Annotated in this window: 10 protein-coding genes; 7 read left to right on the forward strand and 3 right to left on the reverse strand. The window is 68.4% G+C overall.

The genetic code is table 11. The annotated features are described in order from the left end of the window. Positions 1 to 54: 54 nt before the first annotated feature. Positions 55 to 1,491 (reverse strand): helix-turn-helix domain-containing protein, encoded by a 1,437-nt coding sequence (locus tag ACWICD_RS01415; protein ID WP_376131116.1) that lies wholly within the window; start codon positions 1,489 to 1,491, stop codon positions 55 to 57. A gap of 121 nt (positions 1,492 to 1,612) precedes the next feature. Here ACWICD_RS01415 and ACWICD_RS01420 point away from each other — a divergent pair, with 121 nt between their 5' ends. The 7 genes from ACWICD_RS01420 to ACWICD_RS01450 all read left to right on the forward strand — a co-directional run bounded on the left by ACWICD_RS01420 (position 1,613) and on the right by ACWICD_RS01450 (position 11,388). Further along, positions 1,613 to 3,496, forward strand: a complete 1,884-nt coding sequence (locus tag ACWICD_RS01420) for a phosphoenolpyruvate carboxykinase (GTP) (RefSeq protein ID WP_376131113.1) — start codon at positions 1,613 to 1,615, stop codon at positions 3,494 to 3,496. A 131-nt stretch (positions 3,497 to 3,627) separates the two neighbouring features. Beyond that, positions 3,628 to 4,221, forward strand: coding sequence for a helix-turn-helix domain-containing protein (locus tag ACWICD_RS01425; protein WP_454139050.1), 594 nt, complete (start codon positions 3,628 to 3,630; stop codon positions 4,219 to 4,221). 114 nt (positions 4,222 to 4,335) lie between these two features. Beyond that, positions 4,336 to 5,862 (forward strand): ABC transporter substrate-binding protein, encoded by a 1,527-nt coding sequence (locus ACWICD_RS01430; RefSeq protein WP_454139230.1) that lies wholly within the window; start codon positions 4,336 to 4,338, stop codon positions 5,860 to 5,862. A 7-nt stretch (positions 5,863 to 5,869) separates the two neighbouring features. Next, complete coding sequence (locus ACWICD_RS01435; RefSeq protein ID WP_454139051.1) at positions 5,870 to 6,898, forward strand: ABC transporter permease; 1,029 nt, start codon at positions 5,870 to 5,872, stop codon at positions 6,896 to 6,898. Beyond that, complete coding sequence (locus tag ACWICD_RS01440) at positions 6,898 to 8,586, forward strand: ATP-binding cassette domain-containing protein (protein ID WP_454139231.1); 1,689 nt, start codon at positions 6,898 to 6,900, stop codon at positions 8,584 to 8,586. Before ACWICD_RS01435 ends, ACWICD_RS01440 begins: the two co-directional genes overlap by 1 nt. Further along, positions 8,579 to 9,358: an ABC transporter ATP-binding protein gene (locus ACWICD_RS01445; protein WP_454139052.1), complete on the forward strand. Its 780-nt coding sequence runs from the start codon at positions 8,579 to 8,581 to the stop codon at positions 9,356 to 9,358. The genes ACWICD_RS01440 and ACWICD_RS01445 overlap by 8 nt, the downstream gene beginning before the upstream one ends. A gap of 32 nt (positions 9,359 to 9,390) precedes the next feature. Then, positions 9,391 to 11,388: a S9 family peptidase gene (locus ACWICD_RS01450; RefSeq protein ID WP_454139053.1), complete on the forward strand. Its 1,998-nt coding sequence runs from the start codon at positions 9,391 to 9,393 to the stop codon at positions 11,386 to 11,388. Between the two features lie 58 nt (positions 11,389 to 11,446). On the opposite strand, the gene ACWICD_RS01455 is transcribed toward ACWICD_RS01450, so the two are convergent. Together ACWICD_RS01455 and ACWICD_RS01460 are read right to left on the reverse strand one after the other, a co-directional pair. Continuing rightward, positions 11,447 to 12,649, reverse strand: a complete 1,203-nt coding sequence (locus ACWICD_RS01455; RefSeq protein WP_454139054.1) for an amidohydrolase family protein — start codon at positions 12,647 to 12,649, stop codon at positions 11,447 to 11,449. Continuing rightward, on the reverse strand, positions 12,646 to 14,058 hold the full coding sequence (locus ACWICD_RS01460) for an aldehyde dehydrogenase family protein (protein WP_454139055.1): 1,413 nt from the start codon (positions 14,056 to 14,058) through the stop codon (positions 12,646 to 12,648). The genes ACWICD_RS01455 and ACWICD_RS01460 overlap by 4 nt, the downstream gene beginning before the upstream one ends. Positions 14,059 to 14,070: the final 12 nt, after the last annotated feature.

Below are 14,070 nucleotides of genomic sequence, written 5' to 3' on the forward strand. Positions count from 1 at the left end.
CCGCGCATCCGAGCACCGTCGCACGCGCCGCGGCGCGGTGCCGGATGCCGCGGCTCAGGCGTGCCGATCGAGGAAGGCGTACACCTCGTTGTCGTCGACTCCGGGGAAGGCTCCGCGGGGGAGCGGCGAGAACATCTGCATGTGCACGCGCGCGCTCGGCCAGGCCTTGCCCGCCCACCGCTCGGCGACATCCGCCGGCGCGCGGCGGCAGCAGGACTCGCCCGGGCACGTCGACACACCACGCTTCTGGGTCTCACGCCCCCGGAACCAGCGCGCGTCGTCGAAGGGCACGCCGACCGTGATCGAGAACTCGCCGTCGGACGTCGAGCCGATCTGAGTCGAGCACCAGTAGGTGCCGGCGGGGGTGTCGGTGTACTGGTAGTGCTCGGTCGTGCGGTTCTGCTCCGAGAAGGCGGCGCGCGCCGAGAACTTGCGGCACGCGATCTGGCCGTCGACGGCGCCGGTGACGTCCATGGGCAGCGGCAGATCGTCGTTCTCGTAGACGCGCGAGATCGTGCCCACCCCGTCGACGCGCAGGAAATGCAGCTTGATGCCCAGATGGTGGGTCGCGAGGTTGGTGAGCCGCATCCCGGCCGCTTCGTGGGTCACACCGAACGCGTCGCGGAAGTCCTCGACGGCGAGGTTTCGGTCTTTCTTGGCCTGCTGCAGGAACGCGACCGATGCCGTTTCGGGCATGAGGCAGCAGGCCGCGTAGTAGTTGATCTCGAGTCGCTGCTGCAGGAAGTCGGCGTAGTCGGTGGGGCGCACGTGACCGAGCAGTCGATGCGCCATCGCCTGCAGCGCCATCGAGCGCAGGCCGTGCCCGCCGGGGATCGATGCGGGCGGCAGGTAGATGCGCCCGTTCTCGAGATCGGTGACCGAGCGCGCGGAGTGCGGCAGATCGTTGACGTAGATGAGCTCGAAACCGAGCCTTTCGGCCATGAGGCTGACCGTGCGGTGTGTCAGGGCGCCGGAGACGTGCCCCGCGGCCCGCAGCTGCTTCTCGGCGAGCTTCTCGATGTCGGGCAGGTAGTTGTCGATCCGCCGCATCTTCAAGCGCAGTTCGGTGTTGGCGCGTCGGGCCTCTTCGGGTGTCGCGATCGCCTCGCTCTCACGACGCTGCAGTTCGCGGTGGAGGCCGAGGACCGATTCGATCGTCTCGTCGGCCATGCCCTTCGTCACTTTGACGGGGGCGACGCCGAGCTGGCGGAACACCGAACTGGACTGAGCGCGGTCGAGCTCGATCTCGAGGGCCGCACGCCGGTTGGGCGGCTCGTTCGAGAGCAGGTCGGCGACCTCGACCTGGGTCGCGGATGCGATGGCCTGCAGCACGGACAGCTTCGGCTCGCGTTTGCCGTTCTCGATGAGGCTGAGCTGGCTCCCGGCGATCCCGACGATCTCGCCCAGTTCGTCGAGCGTGAGTCCCTCGCTCACCCGCTGGTGGCGGATGCGATGACCGAGGGTGGACAGTTCGAGAGGGGAGGGCGCCATTCCTTGATGGTATCGAAAGAATCGCAGAATTTGTCAGCCTGGAACGCGGAAAGTGCGCGCGAATACGACGAGAGTGGTCGTGCACGCGTTTTCCCGTGCCGCCGACCGAGAGGACCTCCCCATGGCTCTGGCCGACATCTCCACGCGACCCGCCACCGGCAGCATCCGCACCGTCGCCGCCCCCGAATCGGGCTCCGGCGCTCGCCCGGCGGTGTCCGGACCGGGTATGGCCGACCTCGAGGCGTGGGTCGACGAGATCGCGGCTCTGACGAAGCCCGACCGCATCCACTGGGTCGACGGCTCGCGGTCCGAGAACGACGCGCTGCTGCGGAAGATGGTCGACGACGGTCAGCTCATCAAGCTCAACCCGGAATGGCGTCCCGGATCGTACCTCGCCCGGTCGCACCCGAGCGACGTCGCCCGCACCGAGGGGCGCACCTTCATCGCCTCCGAGCGCGAGGAAGACGCCGGCCCGACCAACAACTGGGCCGCCCCCGACGAGATCCGCGCGACGATCACCCCCCTCTTCGACGGCTCGATGACCGGTCGCACGATGTACGTCGTGCCGTTCTCGATGGGCGCGGTCGGCGGTCCGCTGTCGCACATCGGCGTTCAGGTCACCGACAGCGCCTATGCCGTGGCATCCATCGAGATCATGACCCGCGTCGGCGACGACGTGCTGCGCGAGATCGCGAACGGCGCGCCGTGGGTCAAGACCGTACACACGGTCGGCGCCCCGCTCGCGGAGGGTGAGCAGGACGTCGCGTGGCCCTGCAACGACGAGAAGTACATCGTGCACTTCCCCGACACGCTCGAGGTGTGGTCGTTCGGCTCGGGATACGGCGGCAACGCGATCCTGGCGAAGAAGTGCTTCGCGCTGCGCATCGCCTCGGTCATCGGCCGCGACGAGGGCTGGCTCGCCGAGCACATGCTGCTCATCCGCGTCATCTCGCCCGAGGGCAAGGCGTACCACGTCGCGGCGGCGTTCCCGTCGGCGTGCGGCAAGACCAACCTCGCGATGCTGCGCCCCACGATCCCGGGCTGGCGCGTCGAGACTCTCGGCGACGACATCGCATGGCTGCGTCCCGGTGAGGACGGGCGTCTGTGGGCGATCAACCCCGAGGCCGGCTTCTTCGGCGTCGCACCGGGCACGGGCGAGTCGACCAACGTCACCGCCGTCGAGACGCTGTGGGGCAACACGATCTTCACGAACGTCGCGCTGCGGCCCGACGGCGACGTCTGGTGGGAGGGTCTGACCGACGAGGCTCCCGCCGAGCTGACCGACTGGCAGGGCGAGCCCTGGACACCGGCATCCGGTCGTCCCGCCGCCCACCCCAACTCGCGCTTCACCGTGGCGGCGGCCCAGTGCCCGCAGATCGCCTCGGACTGGGATGCACCCGAGGGTGTGCCGCTGGATGCGATCCTGTTCGGCGGGCGCCGCGCGACGAACGTGCCGCTCGTCGTCGAGGCGACCGACTGGACGCACGGCGTCTTCATGGGCTCGAACGTGTCGTCCGAGCGCACGGCGGCCGCCGAGGGCACGGTCGGCGAGCTGCGCCGCGACCCGTTCGCCATGCTGCCGTTCTGCGGCTACAACATGGCCGACTACTTCGGACACTGGCTCAAGGTCGGGCAGAAGCTGCGCTTCGACCGCGCGCCGCGGATCTTCCAGGTGAACTGGTTCCGCAAGGGCTCGGACGGGCGCTTCCTGTGGCCCGGTTTCGGCGACAACTCCCGCGTCATCGACTGGATCATCCGCCGCATCGAAGGCGACGTCCCCGCCGTCGACAGCCCGATCGGGCGCCTTCCGCGCACGTCGGATCTCAACCTCGACGGCATCGACGTGCCGCAGGAAGACCTCGACGAGCTCTTCGCGATCGACCGCGCGTCGTGGGCGAAGGAGGCCGACCTCACCGAGGAGTTCTACCAGACCTTCGAGGGCCGGGTGCCCGCGCCGCTGTGGGCAGAGCTCGCCGCGCTGCGCTACCGCCTGCAGCGCGCCTGACCAACCTGACGGATGCCCCGACACGCCCGCGCCGCGGGGGTCGGGGCATCCGTCTGTCTATGTCTGGTCGGGGCGAGCGGGGAGACGGCGATGGCTACACTCGTCCCACAGCGAAGTGGGAAGGGCGTCCAGTGCGGGAGATCATCGGGGAAAGTCCGAGGGAGAAGTCCTCGACGAAGGAGCTCGGCCGTCGCATCGGCGCTCTGCGTCGCAGCAGGGGCACCACGATAGCCGCGCTTTCGGCGGCCGCCGAGGTCAGCAGTGGGCTGCTCAGCCAGATCGAACGCGGCAACGGCAACCCTTCGTACATCACGCTCCTCAAGCTCTCCCGCGCACTGGACGTTCCCATCTCCGACTTCTTCACGCGCACGGATGGTGCCCGCGAGCGCGTCGTGCGCAAGCACTCTCGGCGGGTCTTCCTCAACTTCGACGCGGACATCACCTTCGAGGTGTTGACGCCCGACCTGCATGGCAAGCTGGCCATGGTCACGGGGCTCGTGGCGCCGGGCTGGACGAACCGTGATTCGCCGTACCAGCACGAAGGAGACGGCGAAGAATGCCTCCTGGTGCTGCGCGGTCGGCTCGATGTGCATGTGAGTGGGGTCCGCTACACGCTGGAAGACGGCGACGCCATCACTTTTCCCTCTTCCGAGGAACACTGGTACGAGAACACAGGAGACCTCGAGGTGCACCTCGTGCAAGCGATCGCACCGCCGAATTTCTGAGACCCGAGCGGTCGCGTACCACACCACTGGTGATCTGCACTATATTGAACGGACTGCCAGTAGATTGATGGGCCCGTCGCGGTCCATCATCTCGACGAAGAGAGTGGTGCCGTGATGAGAGGCAAAGTCGCGTTGGTCGCCGGGATGGCGACCGTGATGGGTCTGGCGCTGACGAGTTGCGCCGGGTCGACGCCCGGTGACGCCGGCCAGGTGCGAGACGAGGTCGCGGTCCAGATCAGCGGCGCACCCGTCAACCTCGACCCTGCGGCCGGCAGCACGGTCTATGACAGCGTCGTCCACACCGCCGCCTACGACACGCTCGTCGTCCGCGACGGCGACGGGATCATCGGCGGCCTCGCCGACGAGTGGGAGGTCACGCCGCGCTCGGTCGCTTTCACGATCCGATCCGGCGTCATGTGCTCGGACGGCTCCGACCTGACGGCTCAGCAGGTCGCCGATTCGATCACGCGCTTCTTCGCGCCGGAAACCGCCGCGCCGCTCGCCGGCGCGGTCTCCGGGGGGGGCGAGCTGACGATCACCGCCGACGGCGACGTCGTGACGGTGGAGAGCACGAAGGACTACGCGGACCTCCTCGCCGGGTTCACGCTGTCCTCGACGGGCATCGTGTGCGCGGCGGGTCTCGAAGATCCCGCGAAGCTCGCAACCGAGACCTTCGGAACCGGACCCTTCGTCGTCAGCGACCAGGTCGCCGGGTCCAGCTACACGTTCACGGCGCGCGATGACTACGAGTGGATGCCGGCATACAGCGGTGTCGGTGAGGGAGAGCGCCCGACGACCCTCGAGGTCCAGGTCGTCACCGACCCCAGCACCGCAGCGAACCTCCTCGACACCGGCGACCTGCAGATCGCCGACTTCCCGGGTGAGGAATGGAAGCGGTTCGAAAATGGTGACTACACGCTCACGCCCACCGCGCAGGCGCACAGCTTCCTGATGCTCAACCACCTCGGGGGATCGAGCACCGAGGACTCCGCTGTTCGCAAGGCGATCATGCAGACGATCGACCGCGACCGCTTCAATGAGATCCAGAGCTACGGCCAGGGCGAGATTCTGGACAACCTCGGCTCGCCGGACTACCGCTGCTACGACGCGAGCGTCGGATCGCTCCTTCCCGAGACGGATGCTGCGGCTGCCGCTGAGACACTCGACGGCGTCGCGATCCGCATTCTCGGTACGACCGACTCTCCCGCGGGCGACTACCTGCTCAACGCCCTCACCGAGGCGGGCGCCGAGGTGACCCTCGACAACCAGGCTCCCGGAGACTGGGCGACCACGCTGTTCACCAAGCCCGACACCTGGGACGTCTCCGTCCTGAAGTTCCTGAACATCGCCGGCTCGGTCGCGTACACCGGGGCATACTTCTCCGGCCCGCCCGTGCCGGACGGTCAGAATCTCTCGTCGATCGTGAACCCCACGGCCGATGCGCTGCTGGCCGAATCCCACACGCTCGAAGGGGACGCTCAGTGCGCTGCCGTCACGCAGTTCCAGGAGAGCCTCTTCGCCGACCACAGCGTGCTGCCGATTGCAACGATTCCCACCACGGTGGTCACCGCACCGGGAGTCAGCGCACTGACCAACCTCGGCGCCGTGCTTCCCGCGACGATCATGGTCAGCGCCGGGTGACCCCAGCGTGACGCTCGACATCGCTCCGGTCCCCGCGGGTGCGGGGGCCGGAGAATCGACGGTCGCGGTCCGGACCCGGGTGCGCCGCGGATCCGGCGCCTGGCCTCGTTACATCGCCGGACGGCTGCTGTCCTCGGTGATGGTGCTGGTGGCACTGGCCCTCCTCGCATTCCTGGTCGTCCGGCTCGTGCCGGGTGACCCCGCGGTGGCGGTCCTCGGACTCAACGCGACTCCCGATCAGCTCGAGCGTGTGCGTGAGCAACTGGGCCTGAACCTGCCCTGGTACAGCCAGCTGCTGGACTACTTCGGCGGACTTCTCACCGGCGACCTCGGACAGTCGTTCCGCACGAACATGCCGGTCGCCGACATGATCGGTCAGCGCCTGCCTGTCACGGCCGCACTGACGTTCGGCGGTGTCATCGTCGTCCTCGTGTTCGGCATCCCGCTCGGTCTGGCTGTGGGGATGGCACAGGCGCGCCGCTCACGCGAAGGCGGGGTTTTCAGTGCGGCGATGAGCTTCGTCGGCGCGATCCCCGAGTACATCATGGGCACCGCGCTCATCCTCGTTCTGGGGCTGTGGTTGCGGGTCCTCCCGATCCAGGGCGGCGGGGGCATCGCCGGCTACATCATGCCTTCGCTCGCGGTCGGTCTCGCGGCGGCGGCGGTGATGGCCCGCATCGTGCGCAACGAGACACGGTCGGTCATGACACAGGAATACATGATGGCCGCGCGTGCCAAGCGCCTGCCGCAACGGCGACTTGTGCTCTTCCACGTGCTCCCCAACGTCGTGACCAGCTCGCTCACTCTCGGCGGACTCCTGATCATCTCGCTCCTCGGCGGCGCGGTGATCACCGAGAACGTCTTCAACCTGCCCGGGCTCGGCACAGAGGTCGTCCAGGCGATCTCCAAGAGCGACTACCCGACCATCCAGGGCATCATCCTCACGCTCGGCGTGCTCGCGGTGCTGACCACACTCGTGATCGATGTGATTCTCGGAATCCTCGATCCACGCGTCATGCAGAAGCGGGGTCTGTGATGCGCATACGCGGCCGCACCCTCGGCGCGGGCCTGACGATCGGTCTCGTCATCCTCGCGGCGATGGCCGTCCTCGCCGTCGTCGCACCGATGATCTGGGCAGACGCTGCGGCGGACACGACCGGGCCGCTGCGCGCGGGACCGTCGGCCGAGCACTGGTTGGGAACCGACGCGCACGGCAGGGACGTTCTGCTGCGCACCCTCGTCGCTGCGCGCCTGTCGCTCCTCATGGCGATCGCGGCGACCGCTATCGCCGTTCTCATCGGCGGGCTCCTGGGTGCTGCAGTCGCCCTCTCCGGTCCGCGCCTGACGTGGTGGGGCACTCGGCTCATCGAACTGCTGATCGCGTGGCCTCCGATCATCATCGCGCTCGCGGTGACGGCGATCATGCGGCCGGGAACCACAGCCGTCGTTCTGGCCGTGGGACTCGCCTTCAGCCCGCAGTTCGCGCGCCTGACGTTCACCCTCGCCAACTCGGTGACCGCGCGTGACTACACGGTGACGGCGCGGATGCTCGGTGTCCCCGCACCGCTGCTGCTCATCCGGCATGTCCTGCCCGGCATCGGCTCGGCGCTGCTGGTGCTCATGTCTTCAGCGCTCGCCAGCTCTCTCGTGTCGATGTCCGGGCTCAGCTTCATCGGACTCGGCGTGCAAGCGCCCGAGTACGACTGGGGCACGATGCTCGCGGCAGGTCTCAAGAGCATCTATTCGAGTCCGGCCGAGTTCGTCGGTCCGGCGCTGGGAATCGTGCTCACGGGTCTTGCCGCAGGACTCGTCGGCGACGGTCTCGCCCGGTTGAACGACCCGCGCCTTCGAGGCACGGGTCGCCGCGTCGCCCGAACGCGCCCGCGACTGACCGCGCAGCCGGCGCACATGCCCGGCGACGATGTGGCAGTGATCGAAGGACTGCGCATCGCGACGACCTCGGTTCCCGCCAAGGAGCTCGTGCACGGCGTTTCGTTCTCGGTCGCACAGGGCGAGATCGTCGGCATCGTCGGCGAGTCCGGTTCGGGTAAGAGCCTCACCGCGATGACGGCGGCACAGCTGACGCCGGACGGACTCGGCTGGACCGCGGATCGCCTCGCCATCGCGGGACACGAACTGGGCCCGGACGTCATCGCTCCGACAGATCTCGCGCTGAAGGTCGGGGTCGTCTTCCAAGACCCGACGAGTTGCTTCAATCCCGCGCGCAAGCTCGGTCCGCAGCTCATCGAATCCATCAGGTTCCATCAGGGGCTCTCGCGGGCAGAAGCGCGCCGCATCGCCGTCGAACGGCTTCGCGAAGTGCGCATCAGCGAACCCGAGAAGCGCTTGCGGCAGTATCCGCACGAGCTGTCCGGTGGGATGCGGCAGCGCGCGATGATCGCGATGAGCATCCTCACGGAGCCGCGCCTGCTCATCGCGGATGAGCCGACCACTGCCCTCGATGTCACCGTGCAAGCCGAGGTCCTGCGGATCCTCCGTCAGGTCAACCGCACGCACGGCACCGCGATCCTGCTCATCTCTCACGACATCGACGTGGTCGCCGCGATGTGCGACCGGGTGCTGGTCATGCGGGACGGCGAGGTGGTCGAGGAGATCACCGTGGCAGATCTGCGCGCGGGGCGCACGGCGCATCCGTATACGCGTCAACTGCTGGATGCGTCACTGCGTGAACGACGCGCGAGTGTGGGGGCCGAGGATGAGTGACGGGCTGATCGTTGTCGACGACCTCGTCGCGGGGTACAGCGGAAGGCGCGGACCGGCGATCCTTCACGGCGTCTCGCTGACGCTTCCCGAAGGAGGCAGCCTGGCGCTCGTCGGAGAGTCCGGCTCGGGAAAGTCCACGCTGGCGAAAGTGATCACGGGCCAGCTCGTGGCGCAGAGCGGCCACGTGCTGGTACGCGGTGTCGATCGGACGCATGCCCGGGGGGCGGAGCGCAGGCGTCTGCGGCGCGACGTGCAGATGGTGCCCCAGGATCCCTACGGCTCACTCAATCCGCGCCGCCGAATCGGCGACACGATCGCCGAAGCGCTGCGGCCCGGTCAGCTCAACACGCGGGGGAGCGAAGCGCGGATCGCCGAGCTGCTCGCGCTCGTGTCATTGCCGGCAGACGCCGCGGGGCGATATCCGCACGAATTCTCCGGCGGACAGCGCCAGCGCATCGCGATCGCACGCGCACTTGCCGTCGACCCGTCCGTCATCGTCGCCGACGAGGTCACGTCCGCGCTGGATGCATCCGTGCAGGCTGAGGTCCTCGACCTCATGCGGAGCCTTCACGCGCAGGGCAGGACGTTCGTGTTCGTGACGCACGATCTCGAGATCGCTCGGTACATGTGCGATTCGATCGTCGTCCTGCAGAGCGGACGCGTCGTCGAGTCCGGTGGCATCGACCTGCTGGACAACCCGAAGTCCGAGTACACCAGGAACCTCGTCGCCAGCGTGCCCGACCCCTACGGTGCGTTCCTCGGTGACGTCTGACGCGGCAGACCGCCGCAGACATCAGGAGCAGGATGAAGCCTCTCGATCTCGTCGATGCCCACCGCGTCGCGGCTCTCAGCGTGACGCCGGATGGTGCTCAGATCATCTACGCGCGCGAGCGCCCGAGCCTGCTCGCCGACGCGTACACCTCCCAGCTATGGGTGGTGTCCGCCGCCGGGGGCGCAGCTCGACGCCTCACACGAGGAACCCGTGATCTGGTGCCGGCGGTTTCTCCGGACGGCACACTCCTCGCGTTCCTGCGCTCCGCGGGTGGGCGGCCGCAGCTGCACGTCATGCCGCTGCAGGGGGGAGAGTCCTTCGCTGTCACCGATCAGCCCTTGGGCGTCGAGCGGTTCTCCTGGGCGCCGGACTCGCGCCGTGTCGTGTTCACTGCGCGCGTGCCCGCCACCGGACGCTACGGCACCGCGGACGGAGTTTCGCCGGACTCCGAGCCCGCGCGCCGCATCGAATCGCTCAAGTACCGCGCCGACGGAGTGGGGTACGACTTCGACAGACCCGCTCACGTGTTCGTCGTCGCGGTCGATTCCGACGGGCCGGCGCCCCGGGTGGAAGAACTGCCCGCCGACGGGTACGACATCGACGGACATGGTGAGCTCGCCGCTCCCCTCGTGCCCGACGCGTGCAGGCTGACCGAGGGCGCTCGCCATCACGATCTGCCCGTCTTCGCCGAGGACGGGACCTCGGTGCTGTATGTCGTCGTCGATGGCGCGTCCCTCGCCACGGCTGTCGAGTCGGTGCCCGCCGGCGACTCACCGGCACGGCCGGTCGTCATCGTTCCCGAGGACCGTCATCTGCAGGTCACGGGTCTGCTCCCGCACGCGGGTGCGATCTGGCTCCTGGGCGCCGAACTCGGTGAGAGCGGGACGGACTTCGTCGGTCGCCAGGCGAGCGTGTACCGCGGGAAGCAGGACGGATCCGGTCTCACACGCCTCGTCGATGTCGATGCGATCGACGCGGGTGAGCCGGGCACGCCCCTGATCGCGGATCCGGTCGGTGACGGGGTGCTCACTCTCACGCGGGCGCGCGGCAGCATCCAGGCGGTGCGCGTCGCGGACGACGGGGCTCTGACGGTGCTGACCGCGGGCGCTCACGACGTGAAGGGAATCTCCGCAGGCGGCGAGACGATCGCTGTCGCCGTGGCGGGTCCGGACTCGCTCGAGGAAGTCGCGACACTGCACGACGGAACCCTCGTGCGGCGAACGGACGTTTCGGCGGCGCTTCGGCAGTGCGGCGTCGTCGTTCCGCAGGAGCGCGTCTACACCTCGCCCGATGGCACGCCGGTGCACGGCTGGGTCCTGCTTCCCGAGGGCGATGGTCCGCATCCGGCACTGCTCATGATCCACGGTGGTCCGTTCGCCCAGTACACCGGGGCCTACTTCGACGAAGCGCAGGTGTATGCCGCGGCCGGATACGCCGTCGTGATGTGCAACCCCCGCGGGTCGTCGAGCTACGGAGAGGCGCACGCCCGTGCCGTGATCGGCGGATTCGGCACGGTCGACCGCGATGACATCCTGGCGTTCTTCGACGGGGCGCTCGACGAGTTCGACGAACTGGATGCCGGGCGCACAGGGATCATGGGCGGCTCGTACGGCGGCTACATGACGGCATGGATCGTCGCGCACGACCATCGTTTCCGCGGGGCGATCGTGGAGCGCGGCTTCCTGGATCCGCTCTCGTTCGCCGGTACGAGCGACATCGGCTGGTTCTTCGGGCACGAGTACCTCGGGACGGATGCGTCCGAGCTGCGCGCGCAGAGCCCGATGGCGCGCGTCGACGACGTTCGCACCCCGACGCTGGTGATCCACTCCGAAAAGGACCTCCGGTGCCCCATCGAGGCGGCGGAGCGCTATCACGACCGTCTGCGTCGGAACGGTGTGCCGACATCGTTCCTGGTGTTCCCCGGAGAGAACCACGGACTCAGTCGTAACGGCCGTCCGCGGCACCGCGTGCAGCGGTTCCAAGCGATCCTGGACTGGTGGGCAGAGCACCTTCCGCTCACGGAAGCCTGATTCCAGAACGAGGGCCTCCACCGATGCATATCGGCAGAGGCCCTCGCTTCGTGCGCGCTCAGCGGCGTCGACGGCCCTCGGTATACACGGCGTACATGCGTGTCCCGTAGTCGTCGAAGTCGAGAGGGTCGCCCTCGACGATGGTCAAGTCTGCACGCAGGCCCGGAGCGAGGCGTCCGCGGTCGGACAGGCCGAGCAGTTCTGCGCTCGATCGGGTCGCGGCATCCAGCACCTGACCGGGGGTCATCCCCGAACGCTCCATGAGCGCGAGCTCATCCAGGCTCTCGGCGTGCGGAAAGACACCGGCGTCCGAGCCGAACGCGATGCGCACGCCCGCCCTGACAGCAGCGGTCAACATCGCCTCGTGCACCGCTACGACGGATTCGGCCTTGGCCTTGACCGCGGGGGAGACCTGCGCACCGCGGTCGATCGCGCGGAGCAGGCCGACAGGTGCGATGAGGGTGGGCACGAGCCATGCTCCTGCCGCCTTCATCTCGTCGAAGCACTCGTCGTCGGCATAGATGCCGTGCTCGATCGAGCGCACGCCGGCGCGCAGCGCGTTGAGGATGCCTTCTCGACCCTGAGCGTGCGCCATCACGAACCGCTCCGTCGACGCCGCTTCCGAGACGCACGCGCGGATCTCGCCGGGAGTGAACTGGCTGTGCTTCGGGCTGTCCGAAGGGGAGAGAACCCCGCCGGTCGTGCAGATCTTGATGACGTCGGCGCCGGAGCGCACGAGTTCTCGTACCCGCTTGCGCATCTCGCGCTTGCCGTCGACGACGCCCCGGGGGCGGCCCGGAGTCGCGGGCAGGAGATGGTTGCACAGGCCCGCGGGTGTGGTGCCGTCGGAGTGCCCGCCGGTCTCACCGAGGATCGTGACGGCGATCTGCATGTCCGGACCGTCGATCAGCCCGCTCTGGACGGCGCGCTTGATGCCGAGGTCCGCACCGCCCGCGTCACGGACGGTAGTGATCCCGCGGGACAGGGTGTCGTGCAGAACCCGCGCCGCCCGGACATAGGGCAGGGAATACGGCTCGTTGAGCCGAGCTGTTTCGTCCATCCCGTCGAACAGCGAGTGCACGTGGCAGTCGATGAGACCCGGAAGCACCGTGCGCCCCGCGAGGTCGACGATCTCGGCGACGTCGTCGGGCGCGTCGACGTCGCCGATCGCCGTGATGAGACCGTTCTCGACGAGCAGGTCACCGGTGACGATGGTCTCGTCGACGAAAAGTCGGCCCCCGCGCAGCAGCACCGTGCTCATGCGCGTGGAGTGGACGCCGGGATGAACACCGTGCGCACACGCGTGGAGTTGTCGAAGGAACGGGTGTTCCCGGAGACGCCCATTCCGCTGACGCCGTGCGGCTCGGCAAGCCGAATGCCGGCACTGCCCTGCCATCCGTTGATCCAGACGTAGCCGACCGGCAGGGCGTGTGCTGCGCGGATGTGCGCATCGTCGCGGGAGTACACGGTGGCTGCCAGTCCGTAGTCCGAGTCGGCGGCGCGACGCAGACCCTCCTCGAACGAAGCGACGCGCGTGAGCGCCACGACGGGTCCGAAGGTCTCGGACGACTCGAGGAGCATGTCGCGCGTGACATCCTCGACGACGGTGACCGGGTAGAACGTCCCGGGACCATCCGGCAGCTCGCCGCCGCGCACGATGCGTGCACCGCGGCTGACGGCATCCTGGACGTGGCTGTGCACGATACCGCGCTGCTCATCGTCGATCATCGGCCCCATCTCCATCGCCCCACCCGGCGCGAACGCGTCGGACGCGGCGAGGAACGCCTCGAGGAAATCGTCGGCGATCTCGTCGTGCACGTACAGGCGCTCGATGGAGGCGCAGATCTGGCCGGTGTTGAGGAACGCGCCGAGCGCGACATCCTGCGCTACCTGAACGATGTCGACGCCGGCATCGACGACCGCCGCGTCCTTGCCGCCCAGCTCCAGAGTCACGGGGTTGAGGTTGGCGCCCGCAGCCGTGGCGACCTTGCGTCCCGTCGCGACCGATCCGGTGAACAGCACCCCGTCGATGCCCGCGTGTGCCGTCAGCGGCCCACCGACGCGACCGTCGCCCAAGAGGAGATTCAGCACGCCGGCCGGGAGGTTGTTGGCGAGGAAGAGGTCTACCGCGGAAGGGGTCGACTTCTCGGACGGCTTCACGATCACCGTGTTCCCGGCCACCAAGAGGGGAGCGAGGCCCCCCAGGATCTGAGCGACCGTGAAGTTCCACGGCGTGACCTCGGCGATCACTCCGCGCGCTTCCCGCCGGATCACGGTGGTACCGGCCGGAGAGGAGATGTTCTCCTCGAGCGGATAGTCCGCCGCTGCGACGAGCGCCGCGCGGAATCCGGCGATCGAGCCGGCGATGAACTGGGCGCCGATGGCGACAGGCTTGCCCATCTCGCGCCGCTCCCATTCGGCCATGGAGTCGACGCGCTCGGCAACGGCGTCGATGAAGCGTTCGAGGTGCGCGATGCGCTCCGTCATCGTGAGCGCAGCCCAAGCGGGCTGTGCTGCGCGGGCCGCGGCCACCGCCAGGTCGACATCGGCTTCGCTCCCGATGGGGAAGGTGGCGACGACTTCGCCCGAGGTCGGGTCGACGGCGCGCAGACGCTCATCCGACGTGGAGGGCGTCCATGCGCCGCCGATGAAGTGCTGGAGATCGTCCATGTTCGCGTTCCT

It is taken from the genome of Microbacterium sp. NPDC055357 (assembly GCF_053644835.1).